At 68.3% G+C, this 24,754-nt stretch carries 16 protein-coding genes and 1 pseudogene; 7 read left to right on the forward strand and 10 right to left on the reverse strand.

From position 1 onward, the window contains the following. Positions 1 to 36 precede the first annotated feature (36 nt). The gene (locus tag OG963_RS28240) at positions 37 to 384 is read right to left on the reverse strand and encodes a hypothetical protein (RefSeq protein ID WP_093776862.1); all 348 of its coding nucleotides are present in this window, start codon (positions 382 to 384) and stop codon (positions 37 to 39) included. A 365-nt stretch (positions 385 to 749) separates the two neighbouring features. Here OG963_RS28240 and OG963_RS28245 point away from each other — a divergent pair, with 365 nt between their 5' ends. The 3 genes from OG963_RS28245 to OG963_RS28255 all read left to right on the forward strand — a co-directional run bounded on the left by OG963_RS28245 (position 750) and on the right by OG963_RS28255 (position 2,684). Beyond that, positions 750 to 1,028, forward strand: coding sequence for a hypothetical protein (locus tag OG963_RS28245; protein WP_256223715.1), 279 nt, complete (start codon positions 750 to 752; stop codon positions 1,026 to 1,028). Between the two features lie 113 nt (positions 1,029 to 1,141). Beyond that, a complete protein-coding gene (locus OG963_RS28250; protein WP_371799582.1) occupies positions 1,142 to 1,531 on the forward strand; it encodes a hypothetical protein in 390 nt (129 codons plus the stop codon). 175 nt (positions 1,532 to 1,706) lie between these two features. Beyond that, a complete protein-coding gene (locus OG963_RS28255) occupies positions 1,707 to 2,684 on the forward strand; it encodes a hypothetical protein (RefSeq protein ID WP_371799583.1) in 978 nt (325 codons plus the stop codon). A 29-nt stretch (positions 2,685 to 2,713) separates the two neighbouring features. On the opposite strand, the pseudogene OG963_RS28260 reads toward OG963_RS28255, so the two are convergent. From OG963_RS28260 to OG963_RS28270, 3 genes and pseudogenes are all read right to left on the reverse strand, one after another. Further along, positions 2,714 to 2,905 (reverse strand): annotated as a pseudogene (locus tag OG963_RS28260) (hypothetical protein); the annotation flags it as partial. Positions 2,906 to 3,058: 153 nt separating this feature from the next. Continuing rightward, positions 3,059 to 4,468 (reverse strand): LCP family protein, encoded by a 1,410-nt coding sequence (locus OG963_RS28265; RefSeq protein ID WP_093776870.1) that lies wholly within the window; start codon positions 4,466 to 4,468, stop codon positions 3,059 to 3,061. Between the two features lie 321 nt (positions 4,469 to 4,789). Further along, the gene (locus tag OG963_RS28270; RefSeq protein WP_371799584.1) at positions 4,790 to 6,010 is read right to left on the reverse strand and encodes a hypothetical protein; all 1,221 of its coding nucleotides are present in this window, start codon (positions 6,008 to 6,010) and stop codon (positions 4,790 to 4,792) included. A gap of 241 nt (positions 6,011 to 6,251) precedes the next feature. Here OG963_RS28270 and OG963_RS28275 point away from each other — a divergent pair, with 241 nt between their 5' ends. Beyond that, complete coding sequence (locus OG963_RS28275; RefSeq protein WP_371799585.1) at positions 6,252 to 7,922, forward strand: cellulase family glycosylhydrolase; 1,671 nt, start codon at positions 6,252 to 6,254, stop codon at positions 7,920 to 7,922. Positions 7,923 to 8,014: 92 nt separating this feature from the next. On the opposite strand, the gene OG963_RS28280 is transcribed toward OG963_RS28275, so the two are convergent. Together OG963_RS28280 and OG963_RS28285 are read right to left on the reverse strand one after the other, a co-directional pair. Beyond that, positions 8,015 to 8,206: a DUF397 domain-containing protein gene (locus OG963_RS28280; protein ID WP_362275160.1), complete on the reverse strand. Its 192-nt coding sequence runs from the start codon at positions 8,204 to 8,206 to the stop codon at positions 8,015 to 8,017. Beyond that, entirely contained in the window at positions 8,203 to 9,051 is an 849-nt protein-coding gene (locus OG963_RS28285; protein ID WP_362275163.1) for a helix-turn-helix transcriptional regulator, read from the reverse strand. The genes OG963_RS28280 and OG963_RS28285 overlap by 4 nt, the downstream gene beginning before the upstream one ends. 209 nt (positions 9,052 to 9,260) lie before the next feature. On the opposite strand from OG963_RS28285, the gene OG963_RS28290 reads away from it, so the two are divergent. Then, positions 9,261 to 9,740 (forward strand): ATP-binding protein, encoded by a 480-nt coding sequence (locus tag OG963_RS28290; RefSeq protein WP_371799586.1) that lies wholly within the window; start codon positions 9,261 to 9,263, stop codon positions 9,738 to 9,740. Beyond that, positions 9,737 to 9,919, forward strand: coding sequence for a hypothetical protein (locus OG963_RS28295; protein WP_371799587.1), 183 nt, complete (start codon positions 9,737 to 9,739; stop codon positions 9,917 to 9,919). The genes OG963_RS28290 and OG963_RS28295 overlap by 4 nt, the downstream gene beginning before the upstream one ends. A 154-nt stretch (positions 9,920 to 10,073) precedes the next feature. On the opposite strand, the gene drmB is transcribed toward OG963_RS28295, so the two are convergent. Genes drmB through OG963_RS28315 form a run of 4 tightly spaced genes read right to left on the reverse strand, consistent with a single transcriptional unit; the run spans position 10,074 to position 21,833 of the window. After that, a complete protein-coding gene (drmB, locus tag OG963_RS28300; RefSeq protein ID WP_371799588.1) occupies positions 10,074 to 11,939 on the reverse strand; it encodes a DrmB family protein in 1,866 nt (621 codons plus the stop codon). Continuing rightward, positions 11,936 to 15,190: a helicase-related protein gene (locus tag OG963_RS28305; protein WP_371799589.1), complete on the reverse strand. Its 3,255-nt coding sequence runs from the start codon at positions 15,188 to 15,190 to the stop codon at positions 11,936 to 11,938. Before OG963_RS28305 ends, drmB begins: the two co-directional genes overlap by 4 nt. Continuing rightward, positions 15,187 to 17,091, reverse strand: coding sequence for a UvrD-helicase domain-containing protein (locus OG963_RS28310; RefSeq protein ID WP_362275177.1), 1,905 nt, complete (start codon positions 17,089 to 17,091; stop codon positions 15,187 to 15,189). The genes OG963_RS28305 and OG963_RS28310 overlap by 4 nt, the downstream gene beginning before the upstream one ends. Next, positions 17,088 to 21,833, reverse strand: a complete 4,746-nt coding sequence (locus OG963_RS28315) for a DEAD/DEAH box helicase (protein WP_371799590.1) — start codon at positions 21,831 to 21,833, stop codon at positions 17,088 to 17,090. Before OG963_RS28315 ends, OG963_RS28310 begins: the two co-directional genes overlap by 4 nt. 776 nt (positions 21,834 to 22,609) lie before the next feature. Between OG963_RS28315 and OG963_RS28320 the strand changes: the two genes are divergently transcribed. Further along, positions 22,610 to 24,754 carry a helix-turn-helix transcriptional regulator gene (locus tag OG963_RS28320; RefSeq protein ID WP_362275183.1) on the forward strand — a complete coding sequence of 715 codons (2,145 nt, stop codon included), beginning with the start codon at positions 22,610 to 22,612 and terminating at the stop codon, positions 24,752 to 24,754.

The raw sequence follows: 24,754 nt of genomic DNA on the forward strand, positions 1-24,754 counted from the left end.
CGATGGTGACGTAGCGGATCAGGATCCGGGCCGGTATCAGCTGAAGACGACCGACCGGAACTTCAACCGCTCGGAGGCGTGACCGCCGAGGGGGCGGAGAGAGAAGTGGTCCCCGTCACAGTCGGGACCGGTGAAGACGGTGGCGGTCGAGACGGTGTAGTTCCAGGGAGAGTTGGCGGGGTTCGACGAGTTGGGGTCGGCCACCTCGGGCAGCGTGACGCACTCCCCGCTCGGCGGGTTGATCAGATCGGCGATCTGCGGGGTGCCGTCGAGGCCGGTGTAGCTGTAGGCGAAGAATCCGACGGTCGCACTGGCCGAGGTCGGCACCGTCACGACGAGCGCGAGTGCGCCGAGGGCGGCGGCGACGGTGGTACGAAGGCGCATGGAGGGCACTCCTGATGGGATAAGGAGGAATACGTTCCGATTCAATCTGTCCCGGTGACCTGCGGTTATTGCGGAGCGCGCGCTCCCGTCACCCGGAAGTGAACAGCCGAATCGGTTCTGCCGACGGCCAAGTGGGTCACCTCCCGCTTCGTCGCGCTGGTGGGGGCCGGACGGGTGAGCAGCCGGATGGTCGCGTCGAGGACCAGGCGGTTTCGATGCCGTCGGGAAGCCGCCGCGCAGGCAGGGTGGCAGCGCGGTCCGTGAGGCGTCGACACGACCGGCCTCCACCTGTTCGAATAGTCTCTCCGCAACAGAACCGAGCGACCTGCGAGCAACCAGTGATCCGAGACCTGTACAACGTCCGGTTGCAGTCCGAGGAGAGTGGTTGCACGCCGCTGACCGACGAGGAGGAGCGGCGCATGCGTGCCGTGCTGTTCAGCGAACTCGGCACCGAAATCGCCGACCGGGGCTGGGTCCGGTTCCCCGCGTACGAGCCGGAGGACCGCCGCCGGCTGATCGACGTGGCGCACCGTCTCAGCGCCCACTGGGGGCAGCAGGTCTTCGTCGAGGCCGAAGACCCGTGCAGGCTGAAGCTCTATCTCGCCGGGTACGGTACGCAGCCGGCGAACCCGAGCTCGCTCTGACCGCGTACGAGATCGCCGGGGTGGACCGCGTGAGCAGCATCCGTTCGACCGGGCCCATGGGCTTCCGGTAGCCCGCCAGGAATTCCCTGGCGGTTCGCCACCGACGGAGTCCTGTGGCACGCACCGCTCATCACCTCCCGTCCTCCCGGACGAAGAAGACCACCGGCGACCAGCCGGGTGCCCCGTGGCACTCGGTGATACTCCTGGATCTCCGCTGCAGCGCCCGGTGCTTCGCCGAGGCGGCGCACCACTGCCACCGCCCCCTGCCCCGTGCTGCCCGACGGCAGGTGGACGTCTACTGCTTCCCCCGCCACAACCGCGACCGTGGGATCGCACGATGGTCCGCCCTGGAGGAACGCCGGGCCCGGCAGCGCCTCCGCACGCAGGTGGGAGTGATCCGGCGCCTGGTGAACACCTCCGGCGGCGAACTCGCTCTCATTGCCGCGGACATGGTGGACGTGACGCCTGCGAACCACCGGCACAGCTCGCTCTGGTTCTCCTGACCCGCACCGAGGGCGTGACGCGAAGTCCCGTTCGCATGGTGGGAGATGGCGATGGTGCGGTACGGTGACGAAATCATCACGCTCTGTGTGCAAGCGCGCACATAGGGCGGCCCCCGGCGGTGCGCCAACACCATCCGAGGGCCTTCATCACCAGTGGAACCAGAGGCCACCGGAAATGCTGCGTCATGCTATCGCCCCGTCCCGGCGCTTCACGAAGGCATCGCACGATGTCGTGCGCCATCCGCGTCTGAGCAGTGACGCGAAAATCCTCCTCCTGTACGTCCAGGGCCTCCCCGAAGACACCCCTTGCAGGCCCCTGAGCGAACTCGCCCGGAAACTGGGCATCAAGGGCCGCGCGTACCAGAAGGCGAAGGAACAACTGGTCGCGCACGGGTACGTACACGAATGGCGGACCCAGGGCGGTCGAGGCCGCTGGATCACCGAGCAACTGGTCGCGAACACCCCTCTGACGGATGAGCAGGCAGAACACCTGCGAGGGGCCCCGGCCACCGCCTCACCACCGAGTACGCAGACTCCGACGGTCGGCGAACCGGCTCCCCGGACGGTCGGTGGCTATGAACCCGTAGAAGACCACAGTGACAAGACCACTCCCCACCCACCCTCCGAAGCCGAGCCGACGACGGACCCGGAACCCGAACCGACGCCGAGACCGGCCGAGTCCCACCAACTGGCCCGCGCCGAGCGGGTTCTGCTCTCGTTGCGCCACACCCGCCGCGAACTGCATCTGGGAGCGCGCGAGGCCCGCGCGCTGGCCGTGGAGGCGGTCAAGTGGCTGGAGCGCGGCCTGGGCGAGTCCGACCTGCGACAGGCGCTGCTCGCCGAACGCCCGGAAGACGGTGTGCGCTCGGCGTTCGGCTTTCTGCGCTACCGCCTCATCCAGAAGCTACCCCCGGACTCGGCCCCGCCGACGTCGCCTCAACTCCCGGTGGCCGCCGCCCTGGTGGTCTGCTCCGCACCCGGTGAGGAACACGTTTTCCGACCCGTGGGAGACGAGACGGAGTGTGCCCCGTGCCGCCAGGCCACCGCACGCGCGACCTTCTACGGCGCCCCCGCACCGGAGTCTGATGGCATCCCGTGGCGCGAACGGTTCGCGAAGATCGCGGTGACTCGGTCAAGCCCCGGCGGAGAGTAGAGAACGAGGGTGTCCTATGCCATCGATTCCTAATGCCGTCTGTCAAGCCGCGAGAGCGACGGGCGGCGTGGGCTCGTAGCACCGTCCGTCGCGGAGGAGGGCCCAGAGGACATTGACGCGGCAGCGGCAAGGCCGAGAAAAGCCAGGTAGTTGCGGGGGTTGCGTTCGTAGCGGGGGCTGAGTCTGCGGTAGCCGGACAGCCACGAGATCGTGCGCTCGATTGTCGGCGTCGACGTCAGCGGGCGAATCCGCGGCCGGCAGCACCGTTGGTTCCGCCGCAGCACGACGGCATCCGGTACGGACGCGGAGTCCGTACTCCCGCGTCCTGTCGCAGACGCGGAAGCACAGCTCGCTCGGTCTCTCGATGTGGTGCCCTATCGCAGGTCGTCGACGTCCAGTTCGGCGCCGGCCACCAAGGTGACCTCGCCCGCCGGGGCGGCGGCGTCCTCGACAGCGCGCGCGCCGGGTACCTGGGACGCGAGGACAGCGGCCCGGTCGGCGAGGCCCGGGGGATAGGTGACCGTGGTGCGGCCGGCGTGCGGCGCGTTGCCGGTGCCCGTGACGGTGAACCCGGCCTCGCGCAGTCTCTCGGCGACCGCGGCGGCCTTCCCCCCGGTGTCCGATCCGTTGAGGACACGCACATGCACGGAGGACGCGTACAGCGGATCTTTCGCGTCCGCCTCCAGACTCTTCTTGTCGATCTCCCGGTCCTTGGCCAGGGCGGTGAACACGGTGGCGGCCTGCGGGTACTGCCACACCACATTGGCCTTGTCCGTCGGGACGTCGGCTTCGCGCGGGTAGCTGGGAACGGTGAGGAACGTCAACCGGTTCTCGGGGATGCCCTTCAGCTCGGACGCGAGGCCGGTGAGGGCTTTCGCACCGGCCAGTTCGTCGTCCGTGGTGAGGGACTTGGTGAGGGACTGCAGCAACTTGTAGAGAGCGACGGGGTCGGTGATCTTCGACTTGGCCTTCTCGGCCAGCGCCGACATGAACTCCTGCTGGCGGCCGATGCGTCCGGTGTCGGAGCCGTCGCCCACGCTGTAGCGGGCACGCACGTAGCCGAGCGCCTTCTCGTCCCTGATCGTCTGGCAGCCTGCCTCCAGATCGAGGTGGGCCTTCTTGTCGTGGATGGCCTGCTCAGGGCAGACCTCTACGCCGTCCAGGGCGTTGACCATGCCCTTGAACCCCTGGAATTCGACCGACATGAAGTTGTCGATGCGCAGACCGGTATTGGCTTCGATCGTCTTGATGGTGCAAGCGGCGGCGTCGGCCACCTCGCCGCCTGTGCCGCCGAGCGAGAACGCCTCGTTGATCTTGAAGTGATGGACCTCGGAGGTCGTACCGTCGCCCTTGTCGCAGGTCGGTATTCGCACCCAGGAGTCGCGGGGTAAGGACACGACCGCGGCCCACTTCCGGTTCGCGGGGATGTGCAGGACCATCAGCGTGTCGGAGTGCATGGTGCCCCCCTCCATGCCGCCGTACCGGGCGTTGGCCCCGGACCTGCTGTCGGAGCCCACGACCAGGATGTTCCGCGACCCGGGACTGAGGTTCTCCGGGCGGTCGTCGCCGAGCTTGCCGTCGAGGTGGGCGCCGTGGATGTTGCCGTCGAGGTCGTTGTAGATCCACGCACCGGCACCGCCGGCGCCGAGGACGCACACGGCGCCGATACCGGCGGTCCAGGCAACGATCCGGCCCCGCCGCGTCAGCCCGTCCGACTTCCCGCCCGCTCGCCTGCGCGAGCGCCCGGCCGCCGGAGCACTCTTTCGTCCGCGTGTCCCACCCATGTGAATCGCCCCCCGCGCCCCGCCCCGACCACCCGGCGTGACCGGACACCAGACGCCCCATGTCGATCACCGGACTTTATTACGATCGTTTCGAACGTGCAGCTGTTGGTGCAGCGAGGCTCCGGCTTAATTTGTGCGGCGCGGCTTGATTGATGTGGAGTCTTGAAAGCTGAGGTAGAGCTGCGTGACGGCCGACAGCGTGAGCCAGGTGTCGTGGTCGTCGAGGAACGATCGCCACGACTGCGTCGCGGCGCAGAGCTCAGACGTCGAACAACTTCTGGAGCGGCCTACGTCGTCCTGGGGTTGCTCATGAAGAGAACGCTAGGGCGCGTCGGGCGTGAGGCGGATGACGGCCGGCTGGGTCGCGCTGTCGTGGCCGACAAGATTGGCCGCCGCGAGGATGGTGTGCGTCCCGGGGATGACGTCTGCCTCCACCATCGTCAGCCATCGACGCTGCAGGGGCGGAAGGCTGGTCTCCTGCCAGCCCTCTGTATTCGGCGGTGCGTCGATGCGGAAGTACGTGCCCTCCGCGGTCCGGTACGCCCAGGCGCCGAGCAGCATGCCCCCGGTGCCGTCGGGGACGGCCTGGCCGTAGCTCTTGTCCCTGAAGGGGTGCGGCGGCCCGGGCACCGGCTGCCAGCGGGTGCCGCTCCAGTGCAGCAGGATGCGCTCGTCCACATCCCGGGGCTCCTCGCGGTCCTCATCGCGCCCGTCGACGACCGAGTGCACCCCGAGGGCCCAGGCGTCGCCCGCGGATCCTGCGCGGATGCCCCAGAGGATCGACCCGTTGTCGACCACCCTGGCGTCGTACGGGGCCTGGTAGCGGCGCAGGCGGGTCAACTGCCAGCCGCTGCCGTCCCAGTGGACCGCCGCGGGCTGCTTGGGACGGTCGTCGAATGCCTGGTCCCCGGCGACCCACACATCGTCCGCAGCTCGCGCCTCGATGTCGATGCCGCGGGCCGGCAGCGGCACGGTCCGCCATCGGGTGCCGTCCCAGTGCCGAGCGGCGCCCGAGGCGTCGAGGGCCCAGGCATCGTCGGGCGAGACCACATCGAGGTCCACCGGGGGGAAGTCCAGCGGGACCTGGTGCCAGCGGTTTCCGTCCCAGAGCAACGCCGGGCAGGGCTTCCACGGGCCGCTCGGCGCATCGCCGGTCTTCTCCGGCGGCACACCGCCCCACGCGTCTGGGTAGAGCCACACACTGCGCGGACCCGCAGCGGCAAGCCGCAACCACGGTTGTGCCCGCAACTGGGTGGGGATCTGCACGGCCGACCACCGGCCGTCGAGCAGCCGCAGCAGGCCCGGCTTCCAACTGCCCGCGGACCCGCGCTTCTCGGTGACCGCCCACGCCTCGGTGGCCGAGACCGCCGCGAGGTCCGCCATCTGCACCTGGCCGGGCGAACCCACGTAGTCGATACTCCATGCCCCGGCCCGGGGCGGCAGGGAATCGTCGTCCGACGTGCCCATCCTGCAGCCGCCGAGCAGCAGCAACAGGGCCGCCGCCACCAGCCACACCGGCCTGCCGGATCTCCTCCTCCCCATCCGCCCCTCCCCCTCGCAGAGCCCGGGACGCTACAGGTACGCCCCCTACGCGTCGAGTGCCCGCGGCCCATCCTCCTTCCCCGTAACGGGTTCGGGGTCGGGATCGCACCCGCACACCGGCCTTTCAGATGCCGGCGTGTGCGCGATGTATTGACGTGCCCCTGACTGAATGACTTTATGGGAGCGCTCCCATGTTCCTTCTGATGCTCAGTCCTTTTGGCGCTCACCCTCTGGAGTCGCAGTGAGAGCAACAAGAAGCACGACACGAACGGGCCCCGTCACCGCCCTGCTGACCGCACTGGCCACCCTCCTCGGGATCATCGCTCTCAGTGCCCTCGGCCTGGGCACGGCCCACGCCCGGTCGGCCGACGACCTCGCCACCGGCCTCCACATCAGTGACGGCCGCTTACTCGAAGGCAACGGAAACGACTTCATCATGCGCGGCGTCAACCACGCCCACACCTGGTACCCGGGCGAGACCCGGTCGCTGGCCGACATCAAGGCGTTGGGCGCCAACACCGTCCGCGTCGTTCTCTCCGACGGCTACCGCTGGAGCGAGAACAGCCCCGCGGACGTGGCCGGCATCGTCGCCCAGTGCAAGGCCAACCGGCTCATCTGCGTACTGGAGGTGCACGACACCACCGGCTACGGCGAGGACGCCGCGGCCGGCACGCTCGACCACGCCGCCGACTACTGGATCGGCCTGCAGGACGTGCTCGCCGGCGAAGAGAACTACGTGATCATCAACATCGGCAACGAGCCCTGGGGCAACACCAACCCCGGGGGCTGGACCGCGCCCACGATCGCCGCCGTCCAGAAACTGCGGGACGCCGGGCTCCAGCACACGATCATGGTGGATGCGCCCAACTGGGGCCAGGACTGGCAAGGGGTCATGCGCGCCAACGCCCAGTCCGTCTATGACGCCGACCCCACCGGCAACCTGATCTTCTCGATCCACATGTACAGCGTCTACAACACCGCCCAGAAGGTCACCGACTACCTGCATGCCTTCGTCGACGCCGGACTGCCCATCCTCATCGGCGAGTTCGGGGGTCCCGCCGACCAGTACGGCGACCCTGACGAGGACACCATGATGGCCACCGCCGAGCAGCTCAGACTCGGCTACCTGGCATGGTCGTGGAGCGGCAACACCGACCCGATCCTCGACCTGGCGATCGACTTCGATCCCAGCCGGCTCAGCTCCTGGGGCCGGCGCATCTTCAACGGCGTCAACGGCATCGCCCAGACCTCCCGGGAAGCCACCGTCTACGGAGGCGGCAACCCCGGCGACACCCAGGCCCCGTCCGCTGCCGGCACCCCGACCGCCTCTGCCGTGGCCGCCACCTCCGTCACCCTCACCTGGACTGCCGCCACCGACAACGTCGGCGTCACCGGCTACGACATCGTCCGCGTCAGCGGCGGCTCCGAGACCACGGTCGCCGCCTCCGCCACCAACACCACCACCGTGACCGGCCTCACCGCCGACACGGCGTACACCTTCGCCGTCTACGCCCGCGACGCGGCCGGGAACCGCTCGGCCCGCTCGGACACGGTGAGTGTGACCACGGACAAGGGCGGCAGCACACCCGGTGTGGGCTGCGCCGTCGGCTACCGCGTCGTCGGCGAGTGGCCCGACGGCTTCCAGGGCGAGATCACCATCCGCAACACCGGCGCCACCGCCATCAACGGCTGGACCCTCGCCTTCGCCTTCGCCGACGGCCAGACCGTCACCAACATGTGGGGAGGCGTCCCCACCCAGAACGGCGGCACGGTGAGCGTCGCTCCCGCCTCGTACACCTCCACGATCCCCACCGGTGGGTCGGTCACGGTCGGCTTCACCGCCGGCAAGGGCACGACCAACGCCGCACCGACCGCGTTCACCCTGAGCGGTGCCAGCTGCGCCACGGCCTGACCTGGCTGGCCCGCTGACCGGCAGGGGTACTCGCCCCTGCCGGACAGTGCGTCGTCACCCTCGAACGGTGGCGAGGTGGATCGGACCCCGACCTACTGGGTGCGCAGGAATGCGACGAAGCCCGCCCACGCGCTGTGGCGTACGGCTATGTGGGGCCTACGGGGCTGCTTGGAGTCCCGTACACCAACCGCCGAACACAGGTCCGCGACCTCCACGCACTCGCCACCCGTTCCGTTGCTGTAGCTGCTCTTTCGCCACTGGGTGGGAGCGGTGGGCAGGTTCATCGGGAATGCTCCTCGAGGGTCTCGCGGATCAATGAGCTCGATCGCTCAGGGCTGAGAGCCAGCGCCCTGAGATGGTCGAACGCCTTTGTGTACAGGCTGACATCCGCAGCGCTTTCGAGGTAGACCGAGTCGGTCAGTCCTTCCCGGTAGACCACGTCAGGGTCCTCTTGCTCCGGAAAGCCGAGAACGGTGAACGGACCTGTGACCGGGTAGGCACCCGCGTCGTAGGGCAGCACCTGCACGGTCACATTTCTGAGTCTCGCGATGCCGAGAGCACGTTCCAGCTGCCTGGCCATGACCGCTCGGCTGCCGACCACGTGCTTGAGAGTGCTCTCGTGAATCACCGTCCAGAGATCCGGCGGATTCTCGGCTGTGAGGAGCTGCTGCCGACGCATGCGCACGTCGACCAGTCGCTGAATCTCGTCATCGGACAGGTCGGCCGAGGCCCGGCTCAGCTCGGCTGCGTACTCCGCCGTCTGAAGCAGCCCAGGAATGAACTCCCCCTGGTAGCTGCGGAGATCGGAGGCGGCCTGCTCCAGCCCTACGTAGACCGAGAACCACGAAGGCACGGCGTCGCCGTGGGCGTGCCACCAGCCCTTGGTCTTGGATTCCTTCGCGAGAGACTTCAGGAGGTCGCGCAGTTCGTCTGATGTTCCGTAGAAGCGGCACAACGCGTCCACGTCCGATGGCTGAACCCGCCCCTGGCCGGTCTCCAGCCGATTGACCTTGGAACCGCTCCAGTCGAGCTCCTTGCCGACTTGGTTGCAGGTCAGGCCACTCTCCTCGCGGAGCTTCTTGAGCTCGATCGCCAGTCGGCGGCGACGTGCTGTCGGTGAACCGGCCATATCAACTCCCTCTCGCATAACGGAGATTCCATCCCACCGGAACCGGCCGACTCAGCCAATCACTCTAAGGAGCGAATCTCGCCGTGCACATTGCATTAGGGGATGCGCTCAGTTCATCCTTCCAATGGCGCCACTCACTGTGAGCGCGCGTAACGCTCCGCTGATCATGTGGGGTCAGGGGGAGACGGCATGCGACGAGAGGGGTCTTCGTGATCCGGGAAGCGTGTATGTCACGAAAGCCGTGGAACCTGCACTTTCTGGCGGAGCCTGAGGAAGTGCAGGTTCCACGGCGCGTGCTGCGGATCCACTTGGGGCTGTGGGGCTTGGGCGAACTCATCGACGCGGCCCAACTCTGCGTCAGCGAACTCGTCTCCAACGTGATCATCCACGTCGGTCGCGGCACCCCCACCACCCTCGCCGTGTCCATGAAGGGCAGCGATCTGCGCATCGAGGTCCATGACCCCGACACCCGCACTCTGCCCACGCTCCTCCACGAAGGCGTCGACTGCGAAACGGGTCGGGGTATGGGGCTCATCACCGGTGTGGCCGACCGCTGGGGCGTTCAACTCCTCGTTGACCGGAAGGTGACTTGGTGCGAGCTGACCACAGCGCCGGCCGCGCAAACGGCCATGTCGCAGGATCCGGTGTCACGCGGGCTGAAGCCCTGCTGCATCTCTATGCAGTGGTGAAGTCGGCAGGCGAGTCCAAGCCGAGTCGGCTGAGCACGGCCTTGGCCGAGGAAGCGGTGATCGATCTCATCACGGACTTCCTTCACTGGCTTCGGGCGCACGGCTGCGACGAGGAAGAGATCCTGGACCGAGCTCAGCAGCGTTTTGACAGCCAGTCGGCGATGATCGTGGTGAGCTGAGTGCGGCAGGCGATCCGCCGGTCCGAGGCCGCCCTCAGCTCTGAAGCGCGGGGACTGGAAACGAAGCGCCAGCTACCGTCCAGTCTCCGAGCCCACCGAGGCGTGGGTGGTGTAAGGCGCCGATCCATGTCGGTGTCCCACGGCCAGCCGAATATCACTGCTCCAGTATGTTCGTGAAGAAGCCCAGGTGTGGATCGTCCGGGGTGCCGACGAGCAGTGCGCGGTCCAACAGGATGTTGTTGTGCTCGCAGCTCGTCTCGGGGAGCATCACGCAGGCGTGACAGGCGGCAAGGTTGACTCCGCCTGCGCCGGACATCTCCGTCTCCATGCAGAGCGGGTCCGAGGAACACCACTCGGCGCGGTGGACCGCCGAACGCACCGTGCGATCGAGAAGCTCCGGTTCGCCCTGCGCCACGAGACCGCCGAGACTGCCTGCCGAGTCGCTCGTCGCCGTGTAGACGAGTACTCCGGCCATGTCGTCGTCGGCGTACAGGCGCTCGCGCAGAGAAGCGGCAGGGTATCCGGCCTCCAGGCTCCACTCGTTGATGAGGACATGGGCCAACGTGTGCAGCAGCACCATGCGAGGCGTGGCGGGAGAGGGCACGGCCTGGCCCTGGTCGCCGGCCCGCTGGTCCAGCACGCGCTGGTGAGCGGTGTGCATCCGCTCGACCCGGGCCGCCACCGCCACGGCCTTCTCCCAGGTGCCGAGCCGGTCCTCGTCCAGACGGAGGAAGACTCCCTCACCGCGTACCTCCATGGCCGGGAGCCAGAGCATCGGCGACGAGGAGAGGGGCATCTCCTTCGAATCGGTCGTCGAGTCGGGATCGGCGAGTCGGGTGAACGCCTTCAGCGCGCGCACCTCTCGGAGCTTCTTGACCAGCATCGGACCGGTGATACCGAGCGGACCGAGCACACGCTGGTCGCCCTGCGGGGTCTCGCAGACGAACTGCTCGTCGTGGGACTGCTCGCTCTCGTCGTTGCCCGAGCAGAGACGCTCGTACTCCTTGTTGCGCAGGGCGCGGTAGCGATGGTCGAAGGTGGGAGCCGTCTCACCGTCGGAGTCCTCCTCGCGTTCCGCGTCGAGCAGCGTCATCACTTCGTCGAGGGAAATGGGCCACTTCTCGGGGAAAACGGCATCGAGATAGATCCCGACGGACACGCGGTCGTCGTACTTCCGAAGCTTCTCCCAGTGTTCGGCGAGCGGATCTGTGCGACCGTCGCTCCACGGCGGGATGGAGAGCGCGGACTTCAGTACCGGCTGCCACACAGCCGAAGAACCGCGCTGGAGCGTGCGCAGGGGCAGTCCGCACTCCTGGGCGGGAACGGAGGTGCCGAGCCAAGGGCGGGCGCCTTGGCACTTGAGCCCCAGATCCTTTAGCGCGTTCCTGCGGAAGGAGCCCTCCATCGAGACCTCGGAGGCCTTTCCACAGGTGCAGGAGACGAGGATGGAGCGGAGCGAGGATGTCCGCCCGGACGAGCGCAACCTGAGCTTCCCGCCGCACGGCCCGACCGTCGAGGCCCCGCGTTCGGTGGAGCGGTGCACCCACTGCCGGTACGGGAACTCGTCGAGGTGCCCGGCCTCGCAGGCGACGACGAAACGGGAGGGCGCGAGATCGACTTCGCATGTGCCGCACACGCTTCGACCGGAGGGTGGGTTGAAGTCCTGGTGCCGTTGCAGCTCCATGCACTCCGGGCAGGAGTGCATCAGGGGGAATCGTCGGACCCGCAGCCCGTCCGTGCTCGTGTCGTCGGACGCGGGCGGCAGCCTGAAGTACTTGACGTCGAGCAGTCGGGCCAGGCGCCTCTCGTGGATCCGCGGCGATTCGTCCGAGCTCCAGCTCCGGTCGGCCCCGTCCAGGCCCGAGATCACGAAGGACTCGTGGTCGACGGCAAGGAGCGATCCGACACCGTATGTGGTGATCGCCTGGGCCCGGCGGACCGTGCCGCGTCGGGGCAAGCTGTGGGCGGGGGCGGCGCCGTTCGCACCGGTCCGGCGACGGCGGGCGGGGGGCGGGGTCATCGGGTTCCCTCCATGAACAGGGCGGACTCGGCGTCGACGTCGCGCAGGCTCCAGAGCGTGGACCACGCCTCGGCATCCTCGGTCTCGTCGTCGTACGCCTTCAGGAGCGAGGGGGCGCGACGGCCTCGGAGGGGTTCGAAGAGCAGGCCGCTGTGGATGTCGGCCTCCTCGCACCACCAGTCGACGAACTCGTCGAAGCCTTGGGACACGGCCTCGGTCTCTTCCGGGGTGACTCCGCGGACGCGTTCCAGGAGCACGGACTTGATGGTGCCCCGGAGCACGTCTTCGTAGGACTCGACCCTGCCTGCCCCGTCGTTCGGCCGGGCGGCCGGGATCATGATGCGGGCCAGGGCAACGATCACCGCGTGCAGGCCCCGTTCGCGGGCGCGGGCGGAGAACGGGGTGACCGAGGTGGACTCGACCTCGCGGTACAGGGCCGAGTGGAAGTGCTGGAAGCTCTCGTAATGTGAACGGTCCCGGGAGCGGGACGAGTTGAGCATGACCGTGACCAGTCCGGGGTACGCGCGGCCGACCCGGCTGGTGGCCTGGATGTACTCGGCGGTCGTCTGTGGCTGGCCCATCACGGCCATGAGGCCGAGGCGGTCCACGTCCACACCCACCGCGATCATGTTGGTGGCGAGCAGGACGTCCACGGTGTCCTCGTCGGGGAGCCGCTTCTCGATGCCTTTCAGACGGGTGGGGATCTCGCTGGCGTCGATCCGGCTCGTCAGCTCCGAGTAGTTGGCGACCGAGCGGACCTCCACGCCCTCCCGTTCGGCGAGCAGCTCCAGATAGGCCACCACGTCGTCGTGCACCTGGAGTTCGGCCGCCGAGAGCAGTCGGAGGCTGTTGAAGTAGCCGACGAGACTCCAGTAGGCGTCGCGCACCTCGTCGTCGGTCTTCGCATGCTTGGCCCGGTGCAACAGGGTGGCGTACGTGCGGATCAGCAGCGTGGACTGGCTGGTGCCGGGGGCCAGGAGGCCGACGTAGCGGCGGCTCGCCTTCTCCTCGCGCGGTGTCTCCACGGCGAACCATGAGTCGCGGGCGTCCAGGCCGGCGGGCGGGAACTGCCGTACGTCGCGGGCGAAGAGATGGCGACCCTGGTCGGCGGCGCGACGGATGGTCGCCGTGGAGGCGATCACCTTGGGGCGGTCGGCGAGCGCGTCGACGGCCGTCTCGTAGAGGCCGGTGAGCGTTCCCAACGGTCCTGAGATCAGGTGGAGTTCGTCCTGGACGATCAGTTCCGGGGGCGGGATGGCGCCGTCCGGGTCGTCGCGGTTGAAGAGCGCGGAGGTTGCCGGACGCCACGGCATCGAGGCGAACTTGTCGACGGTGGCGATCACCAGCGTGGGACGGGCGTCGTACACCGCCTCGTCGATCAGGTGGACGGGCAGGCCGTCGGTGAAGTCGCAGCGCGTGCCGGGGCAGCGGATGTTCATCCGCTTGGCGTCCTCGTCGACCTTGTAGTCCCGGGCGTCGAGGCGGGTCCCGCACCAAGGACAGGCATGCAACTGGACGGGGTTCTCGGTGGCGAGGCGCTTGTCGAGGCTCCGCTGCAGCTCGTCGAGTTTCAGGCTCGCCTCGGCCAGCGTGTTGGGGGTGGCCGAACGGCCCACCCACATGCCGACGGAGAACTCCTCCTGGCCCAGCTCGGGAGTGTGACGTCGCATGTTTTCCATGGCGCAGAGCAGGATCGCCGCGCGCTCGAACTGCTGGAGAGTGAGCAGACGCAACGTGTAGCGCATGAGGACGGTGACACCGCCGCCGTGCGCGCCCTTGCGGATGCGGCGCAGGAACGACGTGAGGGCGATCAGTCCGAGATAGGCCTCCGTCTTGCCACCACCGGTGGGGAACCACAACAGGTCGGAAACCTCCCGGTCGCGGTGCCCGGGATCGTCGATGCCGGCCAGACAGAGGAGCACGAAAGCGATCTGGAAGGGGCGCCAGCGACCGGCGGCCGGATCGGGGGAGCCGACGCGCCCGCTCTTCACCCAGGCGCTGCGGGCGCGCTGCTCGGCCATGGCCCGGTTGGCCAGTCGGAACGCCCTCATCAGATCGGGCTTGGTCCGGAGCAGCTCGATGCCCTCACGGATCCGGTCGAGAGCCTCGCAGCAGGCCTCCACCTGGATCGAAGCGGGCTTCTCGTGCGCGCTGCCCGCCAGGGCCGCCGCCTCGATGGCCTTACGGTCGATCCACAGGTCGTAGCCCATGGCCAGCTCCCCCAGAGCGGCCAGTACCTCGGCGTCGGACCTCTCCGCCAGCCCCAGCATGGACAGCGCCGAGCTGTCGATCTCCGGATTGGAGTCGGTGAGCAGCACCTCCACACTGGGCACGAACTCGCTCCGAACCTCGGTGACCGCGGCCGGAACGGGGTCGGTCACACCAATCGGCGGCGGGGTCCAGTCCCATTCGGCGGTGCAGCCGTGACCGACGGCGAAGGTCGGAGCATGGCGGTGCAGCAGCCGACTGGTGGCAATCTCCGGGTCATGGGCGGCGGCCGGGGCGGGACGTTCGACGAACGCCGTGGAGCCGTTGGCTGCCCGTACCGTCAGACCGCACTGGAACAGGGAGAAGGCGTCCTGGAGATCCCGCTCGCCGACCTTCTGCGTGTTGATCAGAGTGACCGTGATCGTGACCGTGCCGGTGGTGGGGTCGGGGCGACGGACGTTCACCCGAAGTAGGACCCTGTCGTCGAGCCCCTTGCGCTTGTCGCTGTCGGGCGTCGTGACGTCGAACTGGAAGTCCGGGAGTTCGAGTTCCTTGCGTCGCCAATGCTCCCGCTGGTCGGCGGTGGTACGGGCCTCGGCACGGTGGGCAGGGATCGGATGGCCGTCCGCGTCTGTGGGCTCGTAGACGGCGGCGCGCGCCGAGACCACGATTGTGTCGCTTATGCCCGGGTCGACCGCGAAGGTCAGACCCATCGAGGAAGGACGACGGTCCGCCGCGGCGCCGACGTCCTGCCCCGTACCGGACTCCTCGACGTCGTCGCGGCGGAGCAGCGGGGTGACGTCCAGACCCTCCTGTTCGGCGGCGTCCTCGTCCTTCCGCTTCTGCGCGGCTCTGTCGGCGGCACGCGGGTACAGCACGCCGGTGAGATAGCGATCGATCGGCGCGTCCTGGGTGAGTACCTCGTCCCGGTCGTCCGGCTCGGCGTCCTCGGCGGGGCCGAGGAGCTCACGGCGGAGTCCGACCAGGAGCTCCTCGTCCCGGACCCGATAGTGCTCGGAGTGCCGACCTGATGTCTGTGTCACGCGCTCTGCTCCTTGTTGTCGTCGGCTCTCCGGTACCGGCCGATGCCGGTGATCCGCGGTGCGATCCACACGCCCCGGTCACCGAGCCCCGCATTGGCACCGGCGGCGGTGCTGCCCGTCACGGTCTCCAGGGTGTCGATCCACAGGTCGTGGATCTCGTCGGGCCACCAGGGGTCCCAGGTGCGGTTCACCTTCTGCACCTGGAACAGCTCCTCGCGGAACCGTTGCGAGCCCTCGCCGATCTCCCGCCCGTCGTGCAGCAGGACGTATGGCGGGCTCTGCATCTCGCCCATCGGTACGTCGTGGCGTCTGCGCAGCACCACTGCCTGGCCGGAGCGGACCTGTTCCAGGAGATACCTCTGGGTGGCGACGGCGTCCGTCTCGTGGCCCGGCGGGTCGTCCCGACACACATCACCCGCTTCGGCGACGATCCCGAGCCTGTCGTACGACCGCCACGTCCCGAGGAAGCGCCGGCCACCCTGTCGATGACCTGCATTCCTGAAGTGCGGCAGTTCGGGAGAGGGCGCGTGGTACAGGTCGTGGCGGGCGCGGGTCATCGCCACGTAGAGAGCGCGCGCCTCGGCGGGGAGATCGAGCTCGTCCTTGTGGCGCTTCTGGAGTTCCGCGACGGTCGGCGGGGCCAGGACGATCACGCGGTCGAACTCGAGACCCTTGGCCCGGTGCACGGTGGAGACGACGATCCGGGCGGTCTCCGGGGCAGCGGCCTCGTCGGGGAACCGGCCGTCGGCGACCGCACGACGCAGCCGGTCCAGATCGACCACACCACGTCCGGATCCGCGCGCGACTCGACGCAACACCGTCCACAGCGCGTCGGCGTTTGGTCCGTAGCCGAGCGGGATCTCCGCGAGGAGGGTACGGAACCGGTCCTCGGTGAGACCTGTCGCTTCCGTGCGACGCAGCAGCTCGGCGACCCAGTACGGCACCGGACGCTCTTCGAGCGGGCGCCGCAGCATGTGCTCGACGCCGTGCGCGTGCAGCAGACCGGAGACTACGAGGGCCTCCCTGTTGTCGCGCGTGAGGATAGCGCAGCTGTCCGTGACGTCTCGCAGTCCGGCCAAGGCGAACTCGTCGGTGAGGTCGCCCATGGCGTTCACCGGGTCCAGGAGCAGATCGCGCAGCTCGTCGTAGAGAGTGCCGGCCTCGTCCGGGTCGGTGACCCGCTGGAGGCGCGGTCCGTGCGCCAGCGCCACCCGGGCCTCCGGCGTGGCCGCTCGGAAATTCTGAGTGAGCCGCAGCTCCACCAGGTCGTCGGGGTACGAGCAGCGCAGCCAGTCGAAGAACCGGCCGGTCTCGTCCGCACGTTCGTCGGCGTCGGCGATCTGGAAGCCGTAGACGGACTGTGCCGCGTCTCCTACGACGGTGAAACCGCAGGCCTCCTGGTACCGGTCGAGGAGGGTCTCCACCAGTTCGCGGCGCCCGCCCAGCAGGTCCTGGACCTCGTCGATCACGACATGCGCGGGCGGTACGGCGTCGCCGACCTCCAGCGCGCCCTTCTCGATCGCGCGGGTCGCGGCGGCTATCCGCTCGTCGAATCCGACCGATCCCCACTCGCCGTCCGGATGCGCCTGGAGGAGCACTTCGTAGGCCCACGAGTCGAAGGTCCGGGCCCGCACCCGATGGGCCCGTTCCCCGTGCCGGGAGATCCGTTCGCGCAGTTCCCGGGCGGCGGCCCGGGAGAAGGTGAGCACCAGGATCTCGGCGGCCTCCAGCGCCCCGTCCGGGTTCTCGTCGCCGCACAGCGCGTCGAGCCGGCGCACCAGGGTGTGCGTCTTCCCCGCGCCGGCTCCGGCGGTGACCAGGACACGCGCGTCCCAGTGCTGTTCGACCACGGCCCGCTGCTCGTCGGTGAGCGGGGGGCTGTCGAGGTAGGCGTCGGTCACTTTCTGCTCCAGAGGTGCTCGAACTGGGTGAAGGCGAGCTGGGTGTCGAAGTTGGCGATGTTGTCGCTGACGTTGAGGATCAGGCAGGTGGGTTCGCCGCCGTTCTTCGGGCCGCGCAGACCCCGACCGATCATCTGCTGGTAGACGTTGGTGCTGTAGACCGGGCGGGCCACCACCACGACACGCGTGGAGGGAGCGTCGAACCCCTGTGTAAGGACGCCGTAGTTGGTCAGGACCTGGATACGTCCGGCACGGAAGTCCTCGATGCGCCGACGCCTGTCCTGCGCACTGGTGGTCGAGTCCACGGCGGCGGACGGGATCCCGCGGTCGTTGAGCATGGCGGCCAGGTACTTGGCGTGATCCACGGAGGTGGCGAAGAGCAGAGTCGGCGGGTTCTCCGGGAGAGCGGCGACCTCGTCGACGATGCGGCGGCTGCGTGCGTGGTCGTCGGCGAGCCGCTGTTCGGCAGCGCGGGAGAGCGTCGCCATCCGGTCGGCCTGCGCCTTCTCCTCGGGCTTCAGCTCGATCCGGCCACCCTCCAGGGTGCGGTGCTCCACCTGCGCGAGCATTCCCCATTCCTGGAGGTCCCGGTACGGATCGCCGGACGGGAAGACCCCCTCGTCGAGGCGACGGTTGCCGAAGCGGTTGACCAGTCTTCTCGTCTCTTCCTCGTTGGTGTTGCGGAAGGGGGTTGCGGTCAGCCCGAGCAGATGCCGCCCGGTTTCGTACTGAGTGAGCCCCAGCTGCGTCAGTATTCCGGTGTACCGCTTGGAGATGGCGATGTGGGCCTCGTCCACGATCACCAGCGCGGCCTGCCGCAGCCAGGCGTACTGGTCGGTGCTCAGGCATCGCTCCAGCTTTGCGTCCGTGGCGATCACCAGATGCGGATGATCGACCACGTTCCCCACCTCGTGACTGCTCCAGAGCCGGCTGATGGTGAGCGGTCGCTCTGCGCCTACTCTGCTCCACACGAACTTCCAGCTCTGTACGGCCTGTTCGCACAGCTCCTCGGTCTGCGCGATCCACAGCAGCGGACCTCCCAGGTCACCCACCCGCTTCACCCAGCGGATCACGGCCTCGGACGTGACCCGCGTCTTGCCCGCGCCGGTGGGCAGCGACAGCATGGCGCGCTGCGGGGCGAGCCGGTCGAGCAGGGTGGTGATGTTGCGGACCAGGTCCTCCTGGTAGTCGTGGAGACGAGGAAAGTCCCGGGGGCCGTCCACCGTCTCGAATGCGGGCGGTGAGGGAGTCCTGGAACCGGCGAAGCCCACCGGCAGTCTCAGGTCCGACACGAACGCCACGGCGGCAGGCGAACCACCGTAGGCCACCGGCGCGTCGGGGAATCTGGCCTGGATGTCGCGGGTGTGCTCCTGGAGCACACCGTCACCGTGCGAGTTGAAGGCCATCTGCGCGATCCGTTGCCCCGAGGGCTCGGTGCCGTCGCTCTCCTGCAGCTCGGCGTCCATCAGCCCGTCGGGCAGCCCGGTGCGGAGGGCTTCCGCGCCGATCAGCAGCTCGATCTTGGTGACCACGTCGTCGGCGTCGCGAACGGCCTGCCGGGCCGCCTTCGTCTTCGCGTCACGTGCCATGCGGTCCTGGTGCTCCAACACCGCCCTGCAGCCGGCGGTACCGAGACCGAGCTCCAGTTCCCGGTCGATCAGACGGAGCATCGGCTCGGCGGCCAGGGGGACGCGGACCTTGACCGTGCCGCCCTGGCGTACCGCGTCGAGGGGACGGGGCTTCACGCCGTTCAGGGTTCGGGTCACCTCCTCCAGCTCGGTGCACCGCTGTATCACCGTGTTCCGGTTGCCGCTGTTCAACCGCTGGCGCAGGGCGGGGTACAGCTCCACGAGCGGAACCGGGTCGCCGTCCGGGACCTCGCGGGTCTCCAGGGTGATGGCATCGGAGTACCGCTTCATGCCCCACTTCTCGATCATCAGCTCGGCGTCCTCGGAGGTCGCCACCAGCAGGGCGGGAAGCTGTTCCGCGCGCAGTGCCTGGTACTCGGTCGGGCCGACCGCGACGGTGATCTCCTCGTCGGGGCGGGTGTCCCAGGTGTCGCCGATCCGGCAGCGAGTCAGCGAGTCCTCGGGGAAGGTCGCGTCGAATCGGGTCAGCATCACGTAGGTGTTGCCCACGAAGGTGTCGTCCTCGCTCCGGGTCACCTCCGACAGGAGGGTCTCCCAGTGCTCGGCCGGGACCTCGTCGACCGTGATGGGCAGGCGCAGCTTGCGAGCCTTCTCCGGGGAGATGTCAGCGACCGGCAGCACATCGCGGTAGGCGGCGAGCTGGGGTCCGACGGCCTCCCCCAACGGCCTGATGCCCTGAGAGGTGGAGACGGACCCGTGCCTCCTGAGCATCCAGCGGATCGGGGACACCACGGCCCGGCGGGTGCTCGTCTGGACGCCGATCTGCCGCGTCCAGTTGTCCACCACGGCCTCGTCCGGAAGAGCCTTCAGGAAGGCCGCGCGCGATTCCTGCGAGAGCGACCGGAAGAGGTGCAGTGGACCACCGATCGGTGACCCCTCCACCTTCATTCTGTTGATGCCGATGCGAGGGGCGTCCGGGGCGCGCAGGTAGGAGGCGTGGACGGCTTCCCGGTACTCCTCGAACCAGGCCTCGCCCTCCGGACGCATCGAGCCCGACGGTCGTTCACGCAGACCGATCTCCCGGAAGAAGGCGAGGTCGTCGGAGTGGAATCGCACGTCGACGGCGATGCCCGGGTCGCGCCTCGCGTCGACCACCGCACCCGGCAGCATGCAGTCGCGCACCGGCCGGAACCTCCCGTCCGCCGTCCGTACCCGCAGGGTCTCGCGGGCGTTCGGTACCTGCTGAAGCACCGTGTGGGTCAGACGGCAACCGCCGGCCTGACGGAACAGGTCCCAGAAGCGCTCCCACTCGGCGTCCGCGTAGCCGTCGAAGCCCTGGTCGAGCACGCTGATGAACCGGCCTTCGACGTCGGCTTCACGGATGCCGAGGAGGTCGAGGGCGGAGACGAGCCTCGGGTTCTGTGCGATCTCGCCGACCACGTACTTCAGGGACTCGCGCAGTCCGCCCTCGTCCGCACGCCGGAACACCTGACCGGGTACAGGGGCGACGAGGCCATGCTCCTCGGTGAGCACGATCTCGGCCTTGCGGGCCTCCTCGGCGTACGGCGACCTGCTCTCGATCATGTCGGCGAGGATGCGGATCGCCGTGGCGGACGCCTCGGCGTCGCCGCTCGCGACCAAAGCCTCCAGCCATTCGCGCACGCCCGCCCGCCGGTGATCGGCCGCACCGAGAATGTGTTCGACCTTGCCCGAACGCAGCGTGTCGGCCTCGGCGTTCGGGTGCAGCCAGTTCGACGGGCGGCCGGGGGCCTCGTGCCACATCCGCAGCCAGCCGGCGTTCTTGTCCTTGTCGAGGCGCGGGGCGACGAGCAGCTCGGTGGGGACGCGCAGCACGCCCTCCTGATCGGGCAGCGACGGACGGACGGCCGCCCGTTCCCAGATCTCCCGGGTCAGGAACTCGTCGGCCCAGCTGATCGCCTCCTTCACCCGGCCTGGCAGCAGCGGGAGGTACGCGGCGGGGTCCTCGGCGGGAGCCAGACGGGTGAGGGAGTCGATCACCAGCGCCGCCGAGACCTTGACCATCTCCTCGTTGAACGGCGAGGAGTCGAGCAGGTTCTGTCGGTCCTCGTTGGTCTTCCAGGCGCCGTTGAGGATGCCGCTCAGGGACATCTCGTACTTCGTCGGGAAGAAGGACCAGAAGCGTCCCCGTCCCCGGGCCTGGGGGCTGACGTAGAGGCCGCTCTTCTCGTCCTTCTCCAGCGCGGGAACGGCCCAGGCGAGGTCCAGAGCGAGCCGGTCGTGCAGTTCGCCGGCGTCGGCCCGAGCTGCCGGACCGGGTTCGTGCGTGGTGGAGAAGACCCGCCAGCGGGTGCTGAAAGCCGGCCTTCCCGTTCTCTCCTCCACCACGGTGTGCAGGTCACCGGACTGCTCGCTCGTCAGCACGCGTCGGACGGCAGGCCGAGGCCGACGGTCCTCGAGGACGACCTTCGCCACATGCGGGGAGAGCAGCTGGAAGCCGAGCGGGAACTCCTCACGGGCCGATCCGGCTGTCGTGCGCCCACCGTGCATGTCCAGCGCCAACCGGCCGGCGGCTCCGGGGAGCAACGGCAGGCGGACGACGGTCGTTGCCCATCTCAGCAACTCGTCCAGGACGGTGTCCTGAGCCCGCTCCGCATCCACATCGAGGGGACGCGCCATACGAAGCACCGGTGCCTCGAACCGCTCACCCAGGCGCTCCCGCACGCCGGGAACCGAAAGGATCTTCCCGAGTGCCCATTCGCGGTCGAACCCGAAGGAGCCGGAGCTGCTGAAGAACTGCGGGGTGTCGGTCACGACCAGAACAGATTTCACACCCACCCCGAAACGGCCGATCTGCCCTCCTCGCTTGCGCGACATGCTCATTCGAAGGATGGTTTCCGCACCCTCGGGAGTCACCGGTTCGCCCTCGTTGGCGCAGTACAGGTGCGTGTCGGTGAGAACGACCTGGACGGAGCCGCCGGGGTCGGCGGCGATCTCGTCGGTCGCGTTCTGCACGAGTTCGAAGAGCTGGCGGTCGCCGTATCCACCCTGGGTGATGCGGCGCTCACCATTGGCATGCTCGGGAATCAGACCGGGGTCGACCTTGTAGGTCTGCAGGACGCGAGACGACTGTTCGACGACAGTGGGAATGACCGAAAGCGGGGAAGCGGACATGCTTCTTCACGGCTCCTGTTGTGGACGGCATGGCGTAAAGGGGACGACAGGGTCGAGCATGAAGTGGTCCGAACCCGTTTGAACTGGGGTTATGCGATCCGGCGAGCTTTGGGCTCGCTGATGCACGCGTGGAGGAGGGACCGGTTGTTCAGACGTCTGCGGAGTCGGTGAATCTGTAACTGTGACCGAAGAGTTCGCCGAATTCCTCGACCGTCATGCCGGACGAGTCGAGAATCTGCTTTCTTTCCGATTCAGAACTGGCTAAACAGAGCTGTAAGGACACGGAGTGGATTTCGCACAGCGAATGAGGAACGCAGTGGTGCGGGGAGTCCGTCTCTTCGGGAGGGTCTTCCATGGGATTTCAGCGCCCTTCGGCTCTCTGTCGAGGGTCCCCGCGGCTGCAGTGCGTCCGGGGTTGTGTGAATGCAAAACGACACAACTCACCTATTGCCGCACGGGAGTTCTCCGAGCGGGGCGGATAATGCCGCCGTCGAAGATCCTAGGTCGCGTCACCCGTTCGTGTCACCCCAATTGGCTTACGAGTTACTGGAGTTGACGTCTCCGCTTTGCAGTGAGCGTTCGCGTTCGGGACTCGATGGTCCGCGGGGGTAGCCGCCCGGAATTCCTAAACCGGACATAACATGCACGGTGGGCTTCGTGACGGTGATGGAGGGCGATCGGATTGCGTCAAGCGGTAGTTGACGTGCTTCGCGCCGTCAAATTAGCCTGTCCGTGATCGTGGGCACAACGACATACGGCGAGGAGTGGGAGGCCCTATGGAGGTCGGTGAGGAGTTCGGGCCCTGGCTGTCCCGTCAGCTCAAGATCGCGGGTAAGACGCAGGCGGAGCTGGCCGACGAGCTGGGTCTGACCAGGGCCGCGGTCTCGGCGTGGATCACCAAGCGCTCCGTGCCGCGCCCCACTGTCATGGGCGAGATCGCGAAGGCGCTCGGCACGGACCTGGGCACCGTGCACACCCGGACCACCGATACGCAGGCCGGCCTCCCGGTCACCTGGTACCACCGACCGGGCTACCAGGACGGAGGCCGCGACGGCGGTAACGCAGCGGCCTTCGCCTTCGACGCGGACGTCCAGGTCCTCGCGCGCGAGACGTGCCAGAACAGCCTCGACGAGCGGCTGGTGGAGAACGGACGTCCCGTCCGGGTGCGCTACACCATCCATGAACTCACGGGCGAGAAGCTGGAGGCGTTCCGCTCCGCCCTGCTCTGGGACGAACTCCAACCCCACTACTCGGCGGTCTCCGAGTCCGCCGCCGATCAGAAGGTCGGCCGCGTCGTGGACGCGGGCGTACGCGACATGTTCGAAAAGGGCCGCCTGATCCTCCTTCGGGTCGACGACTACAACGCCTCGGGCCTCACCGGCGACGACTACGGCGACGGCAAGTTCGCGGCAGTCGTCCGAAGGCAGTTGGAAAGCCTCAAGTCGGGGCGCGGTGCCGGAGGTTCGTACGGCCTCGGCAAGGCGACGCTCTGGGCCACCAGCGCGCTGGGCATGGTGCTCATCAACTCCACCCTCTCCGTGCCGCACGAGGGTCGCACCGAGCGCCGCGTCATCGGGCGGCTGGAGCTGCCGTGGCGCTCCGTCGACGACACCGCGTACGCGGGCCCGGCCTGGCTGGGGCGCCCCGATCCCGAGACGCACAACGCGGAAGTGGTCCGCTCCTGGTGGGCCGACGAGGAGACGGTCGATCGCCTCTATCTCACCCGCGACAACGACGAGCCGGGCACGTCCTTCCTCATCGTCGGTGCCCACGACGTGGCGAGTCTCGAACAGGGTGGAACGGCCTCGGACGACGATGAAGGCAACACGGGCGACGGTGACGGGATCCGCGACATCCGTGTCATGCATCGACGCCTAATCGAGGCACTGGGCCGGGATTTCTGGGCGGCCATGACCGGAGGCGGCAGCAGGCTCCCGCTGTTGGAGACCTCGGTGCGCACGTATCGCAACGGCGAGGTCGTCGTGGAGGAGGAGACCGTCGACCCCACCGACACCCAGCCCTCGCGCAGCCGGGCGTTGCGTGCGTTCTACGAGGGTACGACCGTGGACCGGCTCACCGAGGCCGGCCAGGTGGCCCTCCGTACCGTTCCGCTCAGGCTCCCCATGTCCGGCGGACGTGCGGGCACGCTCGGCACGCACCAAGGCGTGCTCCTGGTCACGGAGGCCGAGGACAAGGACGGGGTACCGAACCAGGTCCACTCGCTTCGTGGCAACCGGATGACCATCAAGAAGTCGACCGTCCACGGTCTGCCTCTGGGCGTCACCCAGTTCCAGGCCGTTCTCCTGGTGGGCCACGCGGCGGGAGAGGCGGCGCCCTTCGCAGGAGAGGCCGAGGAGTTCCTGCGGGCCGCTGAGCCTCCGGAGCACGATCGATGGGGCCAGACCGAGGAGTTGACCCTCCGTTGGTCCCACAGTGCCCACAATCGGATCTCCCGACTCACCACCGAGGTCAACGCAGCCGTCAAGGAGCTTGTGGTCCGGCCGAAGCGCCCCGGCTCCGAGGAGAGCGCCAAGCTGCGCAAGAAGCTCACCGTCCAGCGCAAGACCGCGGCCCCCAAGCGGCGTGCCGGGCCGACCGTGCCGGAGCTGGTCGAGCTGGACGCCGAGATCGGCGAGAGCAAGGAATGGCGGATCACGGCGGAGGTAAAGCTTCCCCGCGCCGACGAACTGCCTGCGATGACCCCTGTGGTCCTCCTCGACGTCCGCTCGGGCGGCAGGCCAAGACTCGACTGGGCCGAACTCGTCGCAGTGGAGGGCTGCCAGGTGGAAGGCGGAGTTCTGCACTTCGAGCAAGGTGCCCGCAAGGCGGTGTTCCGTGGGGCCACCGATCCCACCAGTCATCCGGTCCGCACCGAACTCACGCGACTCGCGCTCGAACTCCGTGCCGGCTCAGGGGAGTGA

Source organism: Streptomyces sp. NBC_01707 (assembly GCF_041438805.1).
In the GTDB taxonomy this organism is placed as follows: Bacteria; Actinomycetota; Actinomycetes; order Streptomycetales; family Streptomycetaceae; genus Streptomyces.

What these genes read in the sequence shown, in the direction of transcription:
- OG963_RS28240 (WP_093776862.1), bottom strand. Translation starts at nt 384, where the DNA reads ATGCGCCTTCGTACCACCGTCGCCGCCGCCCTCGGCGCACTCGCGCTC.
- OG963_RS28255 (WP_371799583.1), top strand. Translation starts at nt 1,707, where the DNA reads ATGCTGCGTCATGCTATCGCCCCGTCCCGGCGCTTCACGAAGGCATCG.
- OG963_RS28265 (WP_093776870.1), bottom strand. Translation starts at nt 4,468, where the DNA reads ATGGGTGGGACACGCGGACGAAAGAGTGCTCCGGCGGCCGGGCGCTCG.
- OG963_RS28270 (WP_371799584.1), bottom strand. Translation starts at nt 6,010, where the DNA reads ATGGGGAGGAGGAGATCCGGCAGGCCGGTGTGGCTGGTGGCGGCGGCC.
- OG963_RS28280 (WP_362275160.1), bottom strand. Translation starts at nt 8,206, where the DNA reads ATGAACCTGCCCACCGCTCCCACCCAGTGGCGAAAGAGCAGCTACAGC.
- OG963_RS28285 (WP_362275163.1), bottom strand. Translation starts at nt 9,051, where the DNA reads ATGGCCGGTTCACCGACAGCACGTCGCCGCCGACTGGCGATCGAGCTC.
- drmB (WP_371799588.1), bottom strand. Translation starts at nt 11,939, where the DNA reads ATGACCCCGCCCCCCGCCCGCCGTCGCCGGACCGGTGCGAACGGCGCC.
- OG963_RS28315 (WP_371799590.1), bottom strand. Translation starts at nt 21,833, where the DNA reads ATGTCCGCTTCCCCGCTTTCGGTCATTCCCACTGTCGTCGAACAGTCG.
- OG963_RS28320 (WP_362275183.1), top strand. Translation starts at nt 22,610, where the DNA reads ATGGAGGTCGGTGAGGAGTTCGGGCCCTGGCTGTCCCGTCAGCTCAAG.